At 72.9% G+C, this 13,183-nt stretch carries 10 protein-coding genes; 4 read left to right on the top strand and 6 right to left on the bottom strand.

Translation table 11 applies throughout. The features are described 5' to 3' along the window. Window position 1: 1 nt before the first annotated feature. Entirely contained in the window at window positions 2-1,282 is a 1,281-nt protein-coding gene (locus OHU74_RS27135; RefSeq protein ID WP_371618270.1) for a citrate synthase, read from the top strand. Window positions 1,283-1,342: 60 nt separating this feature from the next. On the opposite strand, the gene OHU74_RS27130 is transcribed toward OHU74_RS27135, so the two are convergent. The 6 genes from OHU74_RS27130 to OHU74_RS27105 all read right to left on the bottom strand — a co-directional run bounded on the left by OHU74_RS27130 (window position 1,343) and on the right by OHU74_RS27105 (window position 11,379). Further along, on the bottom strand, window positions 1,343-2,950 hold the full coding sequence (locus OHU74_RS27130; protein WP_371618269.1) for a glycoside hydrolase family 13 protein: 1,608 nt from the start codon (window positions 2,948-2,950) through the stop codon (window positions 1,343-1,345). 66 nt (window positions 2,951-3,016) lie between these two features. Continuing rightward, window positions 3,017-3,892: a carbohydrate ABC transporter permease gene (locus tag OHU74_RS27125; RefSeq protein ID WP_371618268.1), complete on the bottom strand. Its 876-nt coding sequence runs from the start codon at window positions 3,890-3,892 to the stop codon at window positions 3,017-3,019. Between the two features lie 14 nt (window positions 3,893-3,906). Beyond that, window positions 3,907-4,815 (bottom strand): carbohydrate ABC transporter permease, encoded by a 909-nt coding sequence (locus tag OHU74_RS27120; RefSeq protein WP_371618267.1) that lies wholly within the window; start codon window positions 4,813-4,815, stop codon window positions 3,907-3,909. Between the two features lie 103 nt (window positions 4,816-4,918). Continuing rightward, on the bottom strand, window positions 4,919-6,319 hold the full coding sequence (locus tag OHU74_RS27115) for an ABC transporter substrate-binding protein (RefSeq protein ID WP_371618266.1): 1,401 nt from the start codon (window positions 6,317-6,319) through the stop codon (window positions 4,919-4,921). 237 nt (window positions 6,320-6,556) lie between these two features. Beyond that, window positions 6,557-7,576: a LacI family DNA-binding transcriptional regulator gene (locus OHU74_RS27110; RefSeq protein WP_330298976.1), complete on the bottom strand. Its 1,020-nt coding sequence runs from the start codon at window positions 7,574-7,576 to the stop codon at window positions 6,557-6,559. A gap of 44 nt (window positions 7,577-7,620) precedes the next feature. Next, window positions 7,621-11,379, bottom strand: coding sequence for a BTAD domain-containing putative transcriptional regulator (locus OHU74_RS27105; protein WP_371618265.1), 3,759 nt, complete (start codon window positions 11,377-11,379; stop codon window positions 7,621-7,623). Between the two features lie 131 nt (window positions 11,380-11,510). On the opposite strand from OHU74_RS27105, the gene OHU74_RS27100 reads away from it, so the two are divergent. The 3 genes from OHU74_RS27100 to OHU74_RS27090 all read left to right on the top strand — a co-directional run bounded on the left by OHU74_RS27100 (window position 11,511) and on the right by OHU74_RS27090 (window position 13,181). Beyond that, window positions 11,511-12,161, top strand: a complete 651-nt coding sequence (locus tag OHU74_RS27100) for a hemerythrin domain-containing protein (RefSeq protein ID WP_371618264.1) — start codon at window positions 11,511-11,513, stop codon at window positions 12,159-12,161. A gap of 66 nt (window positions 12,162-12,227) precedes the next feature. Continuing rightward, window positions 12,228-12,620 carry a DUF4267 domain-containing protein gene (locus tag OHU74_RS27095; protein ID WP_371618263.1) on the top strand — a complete coding sequence of 131 codons (393 nt, stop codon included), beginning with the start codon at window positions 12,228-12,230 and terminating at the stop codon, window positions 12,618-12,620. Between the two features lie 66 nt (window positions 12,621-12,686). After that, window positions 12,687-13,181: a cupin domain-containing protein gene (locus OHU74_RS27090; protein ID WP_371618262.1), complete on the top strand. Its 495-nt coding sequence runs from the start codon at window positions 12,687-12,689 to the stop codon at window positions 13,179-13,181. The last annotated feature ends 2 nt before the right edge of the window (window positions 13,182-13,183 follow it).

Raw genomic sequence — 13,183 nt, 5'->3', positions numbered from 1 at the left:
CATGAACGAGGAGTCCGGTGTCGAGCCCCGTGTTGAGCCCGGTGACGAGTCCGCCGAGCGGAGGCTCAGCACCCAGGAGGCGGCCCGGCTGCTGGGGGTGAAGCCCGCCACCGTCTACGCGTACGTCAGCCGGGGCCTGCTCACCAGCCGCCGCGACCCGGTCGGGCGCGGCAGCAGCTTCGACGCCCGGGAGGTCGAGGCGCTGGCCCGGCGCAGCCGGCGCGAGGCCGCGGTACCGGCCGGCTCCGCCGGGGAGCTCTCCGTACGCACCTCGCTCACCCTCATCGAGCCGGACCGGTACTACTTCCGCGGCGTGGACGCCGTGGAACTGGCCTCGCGGTACCGCTACGAGGAGGTCGCCGAGTGGCTGTGGACGGGGACCCTGGTGCACGGGGCCCGGTTCACCGCTCCCCCGGAAGCCCTCGCCGCGGCCCGCCGGGCGGTGGCCGCGCTGCCGGAGCACAGCGGCCCGCTCGACCGGCTGCGGGTGGCCGTCGCCGCCGCGGCGGTCGCGGACCCGCTGCGCTTCGACCTGTCCGAGGCGGCCGTACTGGGCTCCGCACGCACCCTGATCCCCACGCTGGTCGGCGCCCTGCCCGAGGTCGGCCCGTCCCAGTGGCCCGGGGACGGTCGCCTGGCCCGGCAGCTGTGGCCCCGGCTCTCGCCCCTGGACCCGGATCCGGACGCGCTGGCTGTGCTGGACCTGGCCCTGGCGCTGCTCACCGACCACGATCTGGCCGCGTCGACCCTGGCCGTACGGGTGGCGGCCTCGGCCCGCGCGCATCCGTACGCGGCGGTTTCGGCCGGGCTCGGCGCGCTGGAGGGCCCCCTGCACGGCGCGGCCGGGCGGCTCGCCCACCGGATGCTGGTGGAGGTGCTGGAGCGGGGCGGCGCGGCGCCGGTGGTGGCCGAGTACCTGCGCGCCGGGCGCCGGGTGCCGGGGCTCGGGCACCGGCTGTACCGGGGCGAGGACCCGCGGGCGACGGCGCTGTTCGCGCGGCTGGAGGGGCTGGCCCAGGCCGGTCCGGCGCTGGGAGCGGCGCGCGAGGTGGCCGGGGTGATGGCCCGGCACGGCGGGGGGCTGTACCCGAACGTGGACCTGGCGCTGGCCGTGCTGACGGTGTCGTGCGCGATGGCCGCGGAGGCCGGGGAGACGGTGTTCGCGGTGGCCCGCACGGCCGGCTGGATCGCGCACGCGCTGGAGGAGTACCAGGAGCGCCCGCTGCGGATGCGGCCGAGCGGCCAGTACCAAGGCCCCCGCCCACCACGGCCGATGCCGTGACGGGCGGGGAGGCCCCGGAAGAGACGGCCCAGCGGTGGTTCCGGCGGTCTGGCGGCGGCGTCAGGTCCGCAGCCAGACCGCCGTGTCCTGCGCGAGCAGCCCGCTGTCGTCCGGGGCGGAGCTGCTCAGCAGGAGTTCGGTGTGGGCCGGCAGCGGGACCGGCTCCGGCGACAGGTTGGCCGCGCAGACCAGCCCGTCGGGGCGGCGGAAGGCCAGCACCCCGGGCGGCGCGTGCAGCCACTCCAGCGATCCGCCGCCGAACCCGCGGGCGGCGCGGCGCAGCCACAGGGCCGTCCGGTAGAGGGTGAGCATCGAGCCCGGGTCGCCGTCCTGGCGGTCCGCGGCGTACGCCGTCCAGTGCGCGGGCTGGGGCAGCCAGGGGTCGTTCCACGGCTCGGCGGTCCAGGGCAGCGGGACCCGGCACCCGTCGCGGCCCGGGTCGGTGCCTCCGGAGCGGAAGTGCATCGGGTCCTGGATGCGGTCGAGCGGGATGTCGGCTTCCGGCAGGCCCAGTTCCTCGCCCTGGTAGAGGTACACGGCGCCGGGCAGTGCGAGCGAGAGCAGTGCGGCGGCGCGGGCCCGCCGGGTGCCCAGCTCCAGGTCGGTGGGGGTCCCGAAGGCCTTGGCGGCGAAGTCGAACCCGGTCTCGGCGCGTCCGTAGCGGGTGACCGTACGGGTCACGTCGTGGTTGCACAGCACCCAGGTGGCCGGGGCGCCGACGGGGGCGTGTTCGGCGAGGGTCTCCTCGATGGAGGTGCGCAGCCTTGCGGCGTCCCAGGGGCAGCTGAGGAAGGAGAAGTTGAAGGCGGTGTGCAGCTCGTCGGGGCGCAGGTAGCGGGCGAACCGCTCGGAGTCCGCCAGCCAGACCTCGCCGACGAAGATGGCCCCGTACTCGTCGGCGATGGCGCGCCACGAGCGGTAGATGGTGTGCAGGTCGTCGCGGTCGATGTAGGGGTGGACCTCGCCGGGCCAGGGTTCGGGCGAGCGGCCCGCCAGGTCGGGCAGGGCGGGGTCCTTGGCGAGCAGGGCCGCGGAGTCGATGCGTACGCCGGACACTCCGCGCTCGAACCAGAACCGCAGGACTTCCTCGTGCTCCCGTCGGACGGCGGGGTGGTCCCAGTTCAGGTCGGGCTGCTCGGGGGTGAACAGGTGCAGGTACCACTCCCCGTCCGGTACCCGCGTCCAGGTGGCGGCGCCGTTGAACTGCGAGGGCCAGTCTCCGGGCGGCAGTTCCCCGTGCGCGCCGCGGCCGGGGCGGAAGTGGAAGAGCTCGCGCTCGGGGCTGCCGGGGCCGGCGGCGAGGGCGGCCCTGAACCAGGCATGCTGGTCGGACACGTGGTTCGGGACGATGTCGACAATGGTGCGGATGCCCAGCTCACGGGCTTCGGCAATGAGCTTCTCGGCCTCGGCGAGGGTGCCGAAGGCGGGGTCGATGGAGCGGTAGTCGGCGACGTCGTAGCCGCCGTCGGCCAGCGGGGAGAGGTACCAGGGGGTGAACCAGAGGGCGTCCACTCCCAGTTCGGCGAGGTAGGGGAGGCGGGCCCGGACGCCCACGAGGTCACCGGTGCCGTCCCCGTCGCCGTCGGCGAAGCTGCGTACGTACACCTGGTAGATGGCGGCCGAGCGCCACCAGTCGGCGGCGTTTTCGGGCAGGGGAAAGTCAGCCACGGAGGGGTCCTTTCACGGCGGTCCTTCAAACAGGGGGCGGCCGGGCGCGGCGGCGGAGCGGGGTTCTCACCCCTTGAGGGAGCCTGCCGTCAGGCCGCTCATGATGTTGCGCTGGAAGATCAGGAAGATGATGAGCGTGGGTGCGGAGGCCATCGCGAGTGCTGCGACGAGATGGTTCTCGGGGACTCCCCTGGACAGTGAGTAGATGCCGACGTTGAGCGTCTGCAGGGCCGGGTCGGAGAGGGTGAGCATGGGCCAGAGGAAGTCTTTCCAGACTCCGACGATCGCGAAGATCGACACGACTCCGAGGATGGGCCGGGACATCGGCAGGACCACGGAGCGCAGGGTGCGCAGGGCGGAGGCTCCGTCGATGGCTGCGGCATCGAGGATCTCTCCGGGAATGGAGTCGAAGAATCGTTTCAGCAGGAAGATGTTGAACGCGTTGGTGACGGAGGGGAGCCAGATCACCCAGGGCGTGTTCAGCAGGTTCCGCTGGATGAGCGGCATGTCCAGGACCGTGAGGTACTGCGGTACGACGAGCACGGTGGCCGGGATCATCAGGGTGCCCAGCATCATGGCGAGGACGGCCTTGCCGAAGACGGGCCGGAGCTTGGACAGCGAGTAGGCCGCGGAGACGTCGAGGACGAGCTGGAAGGCCAGGGCCCCGAAGGCGTAGTAGAGGGTGTTGAACAGCAGCTTGGCGAGGTCCATGACCTTCCAGGCCGCCGAGTAGTTCTCGGTGTGCAGGGAGTCGGGCACCAGGGTCGGCGGGACCTGGGTGAACTCCTGGGTGCTCTTGAGGCCGTTGGCGACCATCCAGTAGAGGGGCCCGAGGAAGACGACGGTGAAACCGACGACGACCAGGGCGAGGACGGACCAATAGGCGATCTTGCCTCGGGTGCGGCCGAGTTGGGCCGGCGATATCAGCGTGCGCTCTGCCATGTCAGGTGCTCCCGTCAGTTCTCGTTGTCGCGGCTCAGCCGGACGTACACGGCGGAGAAGCCGGCGAGCAGGACGAGCAGGCACAGGCCCAGGGCCGCGGCGCCGCCGTACTGGTTGAAGCTGAAGGCGTACTGGTAGATGAGGATGACGACGGTGGTGGTCGAGCCCTCGGGGCCGGCGCCGCCGGTCAGCATGAACGGTTCCACGAAGACCTGCATCGTCGCGATGATCTGCATCAGCAGCATCAGCGACAGGATGAGCTTGGTCTGCGGGATGGTGACGTGCCAGATCTTGCGCAGTACGCCGGCACCGTCGAGCTCGGCGGCCTCGTAGAGCTCGCCGGGGACTCCCTGGAGGGCCGCCAGGTAGATCAGGGTCGCGCCGCCCATGTTCATCCACGTGGAAGCGATGACGACGGAGAGCATCGCGGTATCGGTGGACTGCAGCCAGTCCTGCGCCGGCAGGTGCAGGAATTCCAGGACCCTGTTGAAAATGCCGTAACCGGGGTCGTAGAAGTACTTGAAGAGCAGGATCGAGGCCACCGGCGGCATCATCACCGGGAGGTAGACCAGCAGCCGCAAATAACCCTGTGCGTGGCGGAATTCGTTGAGCACGATCGAGACCACGAACGGGACGACGAAGCCGAGGACCAGCGCGAGTCCGGTGAACAGGAGCGTGTTGCGCCAGGCCTGCCAGAAGGCCGGGTCGTTGAAGACGTAGCGGAAGTTGTCCCAGCCGACCCAGCGGACGGATCCGCCCTCGGTCTTCTGGAAGGCCAGCAGGAACTCCCGGACCATGGGGTACCAGGAGAAGAAGGAGAAGCAGAGGACGGCGCCGATCAGAAAGCCGTGGGCCGTGATGTTCCGCTTGAACGCCCGGACGAATTCCTCGCGGGAGGTACCGGGCAGGGTGGGAGCCGACATCGCCGCTCGCTCCTAGGTGGGTCGTCGCCGTCGAAACACAAGTACGGGGCGGGCGGGCGGGTCCGGGCCGGGGAGGCCGCCCGGACCTCCCCCGGCCGGGCCGCTACTGGTTGGCCAGCACCTGGTTGACCGCCTTCTCGGCTTCCGCGAGGAGCTGCGCCGAGTCCGCGTCCTTGTTGGTCAGGACACCCGACATCACCTTGTCGAGGACCTTGTAGACCTCCTGGGCCTTCTTCGGCTCGGCCTTGCCGGCGATCGGGTTGTCCAGGAAGGTCTTGAAGTTGACCACCGGCATGGTGGCGCTGGCGGCCTTGAGCTCGTCGTCCTTGGCCTTGCTGGCCCCGGTGAAGAACGCGGGCTGCGGAAGGCCGACCGGCAGGCCGTCGGTCTTGGAGCGGTCGTACTGGAACTGGCCCTTGCCGACGGAGAGGAACTTGAAGTTCAGCCAGGCGATCGCGGCCTTGACCTTGTCGGGCGAGCTGCCCTTCTTGATCATGTAGCCGTTGCCGCCGGCCAGCGTGGCGGCGCCGCCGGGGAGCGGGCCCATACCGAAGTTCTCGTACTTGGCGCCGAGCTGCTGGACCATGTACGTGATGTCGTCGGGCGCGGCCAGGAACATGCCGAGCTTGTCCGAGGCCATCTGCTTCTGCAGGTCGCCCCACTTGAGCAGCTGGGTCTTGCCCATGCTGTCGTCATCCCAGCGCATGGCGTGGAGGTTGTCGGCGATCTGCTTGCCGGTGGGGTTGTTGAAGGCCGCCTTGCCGTCGGCGCCGACGATGTCGCCGCCCATGCCGTACATGGCCGCCGTGTAGTGCCAGCCGCCCGTGTTCTCGACGCTGTAGTCGCCGTAGCCGGCGGTGCCGTTGCCGAGGGCCGCGATCTTCTTGGCGGCCGCGCGGACCTCGTCCCAGGTGCGCGGGGGCTGGTCGGGGTTGAGGCCCGCCTGCTGGAAGAGCTTGCGGTTGATCAGCAGGCCCATCGTGTAGTTGCTGGTGGGCAGGCCGTAGACCTTGCCGTCCCGCTTGAGGACGTTCGTGACGTTCTTGTCGATGTCGTCCAGGCCGGGCACCGACTTGGAGGTCGCGTAGGCCGAGATGTCCTCGGCGCCGTCGTTGTCCAGCACCTGCTGGAGGTCGGTGAAGTAGGCGTAGAACACGTCCGGCTGGGACTTGGCCTTGAGCATCGCGGTGAAGCGCGGGGGTTCCAGGCACTGGCCGGGGGTGGAGCGGCCCTCGATCGTGACGTTCGGGTAGGTCTTGTTGAACTCCGCCACGTCCTCCTTCCACTCCTTGAGCTCGGCCGCCTTCGCCGCGGGCGGCATGCAGTCGATGGAGATGGTGACCTTGGTCTTCGGGTCGAGCGGGGCGGAGGCGTCGCTGGACCCGCCGGACGGCTGGTTCTTGTCGGCGTCACCGCTGCTGCTCGTACCGCAGGCCGCGAGGGCGGTGACGGCGAGCGCCGAGACGAGGGCTGCCGCGGTGTTGCGGCGGATGTTGGTTCTCATCGGTGGTCCCCTTCGAGCATCAAGCAGGAGGCTGGGGGCGAGTGTGGGGGTGAGCGCGGCACACTCAACCACCACCCACAGATGAACGCAATATCTCGCGCAGATTTCGCAAGAGATTGGCAGCGAGGCGCCGGACAGGTCGGGCAGAGAACGCAAAACAGGGCTCCGAAACGTCATCAAGACGTTGCGGAGCCCTGTGCTCAAGCGGTGGGGCGAGGGGTGGAGCCGGCCGGAGACCTACGCGGGACGGCGGCGCGGAACCTGTCCCGTGGAGCCGCGCACCACGAGTTCGGGCTCGAAGAGCAGCTCGCCCGGCTGTACGGCGGCGCCCTGGATCTGCGCGGTGAGCAGTTCCACGGCGGCCCGGCCCATGGCCTCGATCGGCTGCCGGACGGTGGTTAGCGGGGGCTCGGTGCAGTTCATGAACGCCGAGTCGTCGTACCCGACGACGGAGACCTCGCCGGGGACGTCCAGCCCCCGGCGGCGGGCTGCGCGGATGGCCCCGAGGGCCAGCGGGTCGCTCGCGCAGATGATGCCGGTCACCCCGCGGTCCAGCAGCCGGGAGGTGGCCGCATGGCCCCCCTCCAGCGAGAACAGCGCCCGCTCCACGTGCTCGGCGGGCAGCTCGGTGCCGGCCGCGGCGGCGACCGCCTGGGCGGCCACGAGCTTGCGCAGGGAGGGGATGTGGTCGGGCGGGCCCAGCACCAGGCCGATGCGTTCGTGGCCCAGGGAGGCCAAGTGGCGCCAGGCCTGTTCGACCGCGACGGCGTCGTCGCAGGACACGCACGGGAAGCCGAGGTCCTCTATCGAGGCGTTGATGAGCACCACCGGGACCTTGCGGTCGTGCAGCAGCCGGTAGTGCTCGTGCGGGGCGTCGGCCTGCGCGAAGAGCCCGCCGGCGAAGACCACGCCGGAGACCTGCTGCTGGAGCAGGAGCTCGACGTAGTCGGCTTCGGAGACCCCACCGGTGGTCTGCGTGCAGAGCACCGGGGTCAGCCCCTGCTGGGCCAGCGCACCACCGATGACCTCGGCGAAGGCCGGGAAGATGGGGTTCTGGAGCTCGGGCAGGACCAGGCCGACCAGCCGGGCGCGCTCGCCGCGCAGCTGGGTGGGGCGCTCGTAGCCGAGGACGTCCAGGGCCGTGAGCACGGACTGGCGGGTCGCGTCCGAGACGCCCGGCTTGCCGTTGAGCACCCGGCTGACCGTTGCCTCGCTGACCCCCACCTTCTTCGCCACTTGAGCAAGTCGTCGCGTCATGAGCGCAAGAGTAGCGCAAACAATGCAAGTTCCTTGCAGTTGGATTACAGCCAGTTTGGCCCATCGGAATCCGGCGTGGAACCCCCTGGGCCCCACCCGTGCGAATCAGCCACGGCTGCTGTCGGCGACGCCTGCGCACGGCGGCCCCAGGGGCTGTTCCAGCGGGCCGCCATCGACTCCGAGCGCGCGAAGTGGGAGGCGGCCCCGGACTCGTCTCCCAGCAGGACGGCGAGCTCGCCGAGGGTGTACGCCACCGGCCGCATCGCCACGGTGAACCCGGACGACGGCGGCGGGGCGTCCGCGTAGGGCAGCAGGGCCTCGTAGAGCTCCCGCGCGCCCCGTTTCTCGCCGAGGGCCACCAGGGTCATCGCGCGGAAGGTCCCGAAGACCTTGAAGAGGTAGTTCGCGGGGAGCGGCCCCGCCTCGGCCAGGACCTCCCGGGCCTCCCCCGCCTCCCCCGCCTCGGCGAGCGCGACGGCCAGCAGGTCCGCGGCCAGGGTGCCGAAGCCCTCGTACACCTGCCGGGCCCAGGCCACGGACTGCCCCATCAGTCCCCGGCTCGCCAGGAGCGTGGCCGTGGCGATCGCCAGATGCCCGGCGGCATGGGGTGAACCCTGCCGGGACATGGCGGCGGCCGCCTCGGCGTACATGCGCTCGGCGTCCTCGGTACGGCCCTCGATGTGCGCGAGGGTGGCGCGTACGCCCTCGCCGACCACCGCCGGTCCGGGCATCCGGTAGGTCCGGGCGAACTCCGTGTACTCCCCCACCAGTCGGCGCACGGCCGCCACGTCCCCCGTGGCGGCGGCGGCCGTGGACCGGATGAAGAGCCCGTACCACCGGTGCGCGGGAAGGTCGTGCGCGGTGCCCAGATCCTCCAGTTCGCGCCCCAGCGCGGCCCGCTCCCGCCATTCCAGATCGGCGTCGAGCTCACGCACGAGCGCGGCGAGCGCGGCTGCCCGGAGCGCGGGCCGGCCGAGCCCCTCGGCCAGTGCCGCGTCAGGCAACGTTTGCCCCTCAAGGAGCGGCGGCCGGTGCGTGCTCTCGGCGTGCTGGCCCGAAGCACTCGTACTGGACGTACTTGGGCTTTCGGCCGGCACGCCGAGAGTGCGTGCCGGGTGTCGCGACGGGGCGAACGTTGCCTGACGCGGCACTAGCTCCACGGCCTCGCGGGCCGCCGCGCGCACGGCCGGCAGCCGGGCGTCGGAGAGCTCGGTGGCGTAGGCGATCAGCAGCCGGCACCGGACGGCCGGTTCGTGGTCCGGCCGCGCCAGCAGGCGTTCGAGCAGCGCCACCACCGGCCGGTCGACCGTCCCGTAGGGCCGTGTCTGCCACGGCGTCGGCTCGGTCCAGGCCGTGAAGGCGCGGATGAGCAGGTCTTCGCGGCCCGCGCCGACGGCGTGGTCGATGGCCCCGCGGCGGGTCTCGCGCGCGGCCACGACCGCCCCGGCGCGCACCTGTGCCCGTACCAGCCGGCCCAGCAGGTCGGCCCGTTCGGCATTCCGGTCCGTGGTCCGGCCGGTGTTCCCCTCGCCCGACTCGCCCCCGTCGTCCCCCTCGCCCGCGCCGCTGCCGCGGTCCGCCGGGATCCGCTCGAAGCTCTCCAGCGCCTCGGACAGCAGCGCCGCGGCCGCCTCGTGCGCGTAGCGGGCCTCGGCCAGTTCTGCGGCCCGCAGGCAGTACCGCACCGCCCGCGCCGCCGTGGCCGAGGAGGCGGCCCGGACGAAGTGGTGGGCCAGCGCGGAGACCTCGTCCGGGCCGAGCCGCTCCAGCACGGCCCCGATCCGGGCGTGCATCCGGGTGGCGCGCAGCCGGCTGAGGTCGGCGAGCAGGGTGTCGCGGACAAGGGCGTGCGCGAACCGGATCCGGCCCGGCCCGGGTTCGACAAGCAGTCCGGTGAGCAGTCCGGCCTCCAGCGCGCCCAGGACCCCGTCCTCGTCGGTGTCGGCGGCCCCGACCAGGACCTCGACTTCCGCCTCCCGCCCGGCGACGGCGGCCAGCCGCAGCACCGCGACCACCGGATCCGGGAGCCGGCCGAGCCGTCGGCGCAGTACGTCGCGGACCCCTTCGGGTACGTCGGACAGCGCGACCAGGGCGCCTTCGCCGGCCAGCAGCCGGGCGCTCTCCCGGACGTAGAACGGATTGCCCCCGGTGCGTTCGGTGAGCGCGGCCACCGTCTCGGGGGCCACCCCCGGCCCGGCCGCGGCCCGGACGACCTCGGCCACCGCGGCTTCGCCCAGACCCTGCAGCGCGATCCGGGCCGGGGAGCTGCGGGCCAGCACGGCAAGGGTGTCGGCGAGCCGGTCGCCCACCTCGTCGGGCCGGTGGGCGCCCACCACCAGGACGGGCGTCCCCGCCGGCAGTTCGCCGACGCCCGTGAGCAGGGCGAGCGTCTCGGCGTCCGCCCCGTGCAGATCGTCCAGGAGGACGGCGACGGGCCGTACCGCAGCCGCCGACCCGAGCCACTCCCACACGGACCGGTGGAGCCGAAACCGCCCCGCCGCGGCGTCTTCCCCTGGCAGGCCCGCGCCGCCCACCGGGCCGGAACCCGCCGGTCCGCCACTCGCCGCGCCGCCCAGCAGGGGTGCCAGGGCGGCCGCCGCCCCGGGTCCGGGCGGGATCTCGGCCGCCACGGTGCGCAGGGCCTCGGCCCAGGCCCAGGCGGGCGGGGCTCCCTCGGCCTCGCCGGCCCGGCCGAGCGCGACGAGCCAGCCCTCCCGGCGCAGGCGCTCGCCCAGCCGGTGCAGCAGTGCGGACTTGCCCAGGCCCGCTTCGCCGGTGACCAGCGCGACGGCGGGCCCGGCGGCCAACGCCCGGCCGGAGGCCTCGGCGAGCAGCGCCAGTTCCGCCGCACGGCCCACGAACAGCCCGGCCTCGCCTTCGGGTTCCGCGCCCGGTGGCCGCTCGGCCGCCCGCGCAGCCGGCAGGAGTGCCCCTGCCCCCGCCGCGTCCGGTGCCGCCGACGGCCCGGCCGTGGCCTCGCGCAGCAGCCGCTCGTCCTGGGCCAGGACCGCCTTCTCCAGTTCCACCAGGGCCGCCCCGGGATCCAGTCCGACCTCGTCGGCCAGCACGGTCCGGGCCCGCCGCAGGGCGGCCAGCGCGTCGGCCTGGCGCCCCGCCGCCCACAACGCCAGCGCGTGCAGCCGCCAGGCCTCCTCCCGCAACGGCTCCGCCCGCGTGAGCAGCGCGGCCTCGGACACCACCCCCGCGGGGTCGCGGCCGCGCAGCCCGGCGGCGATGTCCAGTTCGCGGGCGGCCAGCCGGAGTTCGTCCAGTCGCAGGATCTCGGCGTGGGACCACGGCTCGTCGGCGCTCTCGGCGTACGCCGGCCCCTGCCACAGCTCCAGCGCCTCCCGGAGCAGGCCCCTGGCAGCGACGGGATCGGCGGCACGGACAGTGGCCGGCCCGGGGACAGCGACGGTGGCCGGACCGCCGGTCCCGCCGCCCGCCAGCAGCTCGCGGGCCTCCCCCAGCAGCCGTTCGAAGCGCCAGGCGTCCACCGCGTCCTCGGGCAGCCGCAGCGCGTAGCCCGGGGGCGTGCTCACGAGCAGCCGGGCGGCGGTGCGCGGAGCCCGGCCCGGTTCGAGGAGCCTGCGCAGGTTGGACACGTACGCCTGGAGCGAGGCCACTGCCCGCGCGGGCGCCGCCCCCTGCCAGAGCTCCTCGATCATCCGGTCGACCGAGACGACCCGGCCCCGCGCCGAGACCAGCAGCGCGAGGACCGAACGCTGCCGGTGACCGCCGAGCGGGACGGGCTCGCCGTCGCGTTCGGCGGCGAAGGACCCGAGTACGCGTATGTGCACCATGTGCCGCCCAGCTTAATCCGGATCACCCAACATCCCTTCAACAGAAGGGAATTCAATCGACCGGACGGACCGGCGCGCTGCTCCAAGTCCCTTCCAAGAGCCCTCCATGAACCCGCGGCCAGTCTCTTCCCATGAACACGGAGACGAAGAACGCGGCGCCGGGGGCGGGCGAGCTGGTGGCCGTCCACCGCGGCCTGCGGCGCGAAGCGCGTCTGCTGGTCACCCTGGTCGCCGCGGCGGCCCCCGGGGACACCGTCCGGGCCCGGTTGCTGTCGGGCCACTTCGGCGACTACCGGCGCTCCCTGCTCGGCTGCCTGGACGCGCAGGCCGCGTACCTGCGTCCGCCGCTCCTGGCCCGGCTCGACCTCGATGCCGATCTCGTGCTGCGCAGTGCGCAACGGGAGGACCGGGTGGCCGCGACCCTCGCGGCGGCCGGGGCGGTACTGCCCGGCTGGGAGGCCGGGGCGGGCGAGGCTGCCCGTGACGGGCTCACCGCGTTGCTGGCCGAGCACCGCGCCGTGCTCGTGGAGCACCTGGCCGAGGAGGCGCTGGCGCTGCTTCCGCTCGCCGCCCGGCACCTGTCCCCGTACGAGTGGGACGCGCTGGGCCGACACCTGACGGTGGGCCCAGGCCCTGCGCTGGAGGACGCGGACCGGGCCGAGCGCCGGGCGCTGCTCGCCCGTCTCCCGCTGTCGGCCCGCCTGCACTGGTACGCCATCGGCCGGGCCCGGTACGCCCGCAGGATGCGGGCCGTCCGCCGGACTCCGCGCCCGGCCCCCTGAACCTCGCACCAACCGCCACACCCACACCCCAGGCCACACACCCCACGCCTCACCAGGAGACACGTCATGAAGCTCAGGCACTTCACCACCGCCCTCGCCGCCCTCGGCGCCGTGTTCATCATCTACGTCGGCCTCAGCTACCTGATCGCCCCGCAGGCCACCGCCGCCGGCTTCGGCGTCCCGACCTGGCCACAGCACGAGGGCACGGCCTTCCTGGCCGTCAAGGGCGTACGGGACATCGCGTCGGGCCTGGTCATCCTGGCGCTCCTGCTGACCGGGCACCGGAAGGCGCTGGGCTGGGCCATGGCGGCGATCGCCTTCGTGCCGATGGGAGACGCGGTGATCGTGGTGACCAGCGGAGGGTCCGTCGCCACGGCCCTCGGGGTCCACGCCTCGACGGCCGCGGCCGTCGTGCTGACCGCCGTCCTGCTGCTCCGCGAACGTCCCGCCACCGCCTGAACACGCCGGCCCGGCAGCGTCCTATCCAACCCAGCGCTCCTCACCCAACACCCTGGAGAAGACCCGATGTCCTTCATCGTCCCGACCTTCGACGACTCCGTGATCGTGCGCTCCGCCGATGCCCAGACCATCGGGGGCGGCCCGACCACCATCCGCCTCCTGGCCGACAGCAGTTCCACCGGCGGCGCCCTGTCCACGCAGCGCGTGACCCTGCTCGACGGCGCGAACGGCGCCGCGCCCCACCACCACTCCCGGTCCGCCGAGTTGTTCTACCTCCTCGACGGCACCGCCCAGCTCCTCTCGGGCGACCGGGTGGTGACCGCCGGGCGCGGCGACCTCGTGGTCGTCCCTCCCGGCCTCGACCACGCCTTCGCCGCCGCGCCGGGGGAGGACGCCGACATCCTCATCGTCATCACGCCCGGCGTCGAGAGGTTCGAGTACTTCCGCCACCTGGAGCGCATCGCCTACGGCAAGGTGCCGCCCGAGTCCCTGCTGGACGTGCAGGAGCTCTACGACACCTACTTCACCACCAGCGAGCCCTGGACCGGGGCCCGCACGTGAAG

This window comes from Streptomyces sp. NBC_00454, assembly GCF_041434015.1.
Taxonomy (GTDB): domain Bacteria; phylum Actinomycetota; class Actinomycetes; order Streptomycetales; family Streptomycetaceae; genus Streptomyces.
The sequence above is the reverse complement of the archived record's forward strand: the minus strand, read 5'-3'. Positions and strand labels throughout refer to the sequence as shown.

Excerpts from the sequence above, each read along its gene's own strand:
- OHU74_RS27135 (WP_371618270.1), top strand. The coding sequence starts at position 2 with ATGAACGAGGAGTCCGGTGTCGAGCCCCGTGTTGAGCCCGGTGACGAG.
- OHU74_RS27125 (WP_371618268.1), bottom strand. The coding sequence starts at position 3,892 with ATGGCAGAGCGCACGCTGATATCGCCGGCCCAACTCGGCCGCACCCGA.
- OHU74_RS27120 (WP_371618267.1), bottom strand. The coding sequence starts at position 4,815 with ATGTCGGCTCCCACCCTGCCCGGTACCTCCCGCGAGGAATTCGTCCGG.
- OHU74_RS27115 (WP_371618266.1), bottom strand. The coding sequence starts at position 6,319 with ATGAGAACCAACATCCGCCGCAACACCGCGGCAGCCCTCGTCTCGGCG.
- OHU74_RS27110 (WP_330298976.1), bottom strand. The coding sequence starts at position 7,576 with ATGACGCGACGACTTGCTCAAGTGGCGAAGAAGGTGGGGGTCAGCGAG.
- OHU74_RS27105 (WP_371618265.1), bottom strand. The coding sequence starts at position 11,379 with ATGGTGCACATACGCGTACTCGGGTCCTTCGCCGCCGAACGCGACGGC.
- OHU74_RS27100 (WP_371618264.1), top strand. The coding sequence starts at position 11,511 with ATGAACACGGAGACGAAGAACGCGGCGCCGGGGGCGGGCGAGCTGGTG.
- OHU74_RS27095 (WP_371618263.1), top strand. The coding sequence starts at position 12,228 with ATGAAGCTCAGGCACTTCACCACCGCCCTCGCCGCCCTCGGCGCCGTG.
- OHU74_RS27090 (WP_371618262.1), top strand. The coding sequence starts at position 12,687 with ATGTCCTTCATCGTCCCGACCTTCGACGACTCCGTGATCGTGCGCTCC.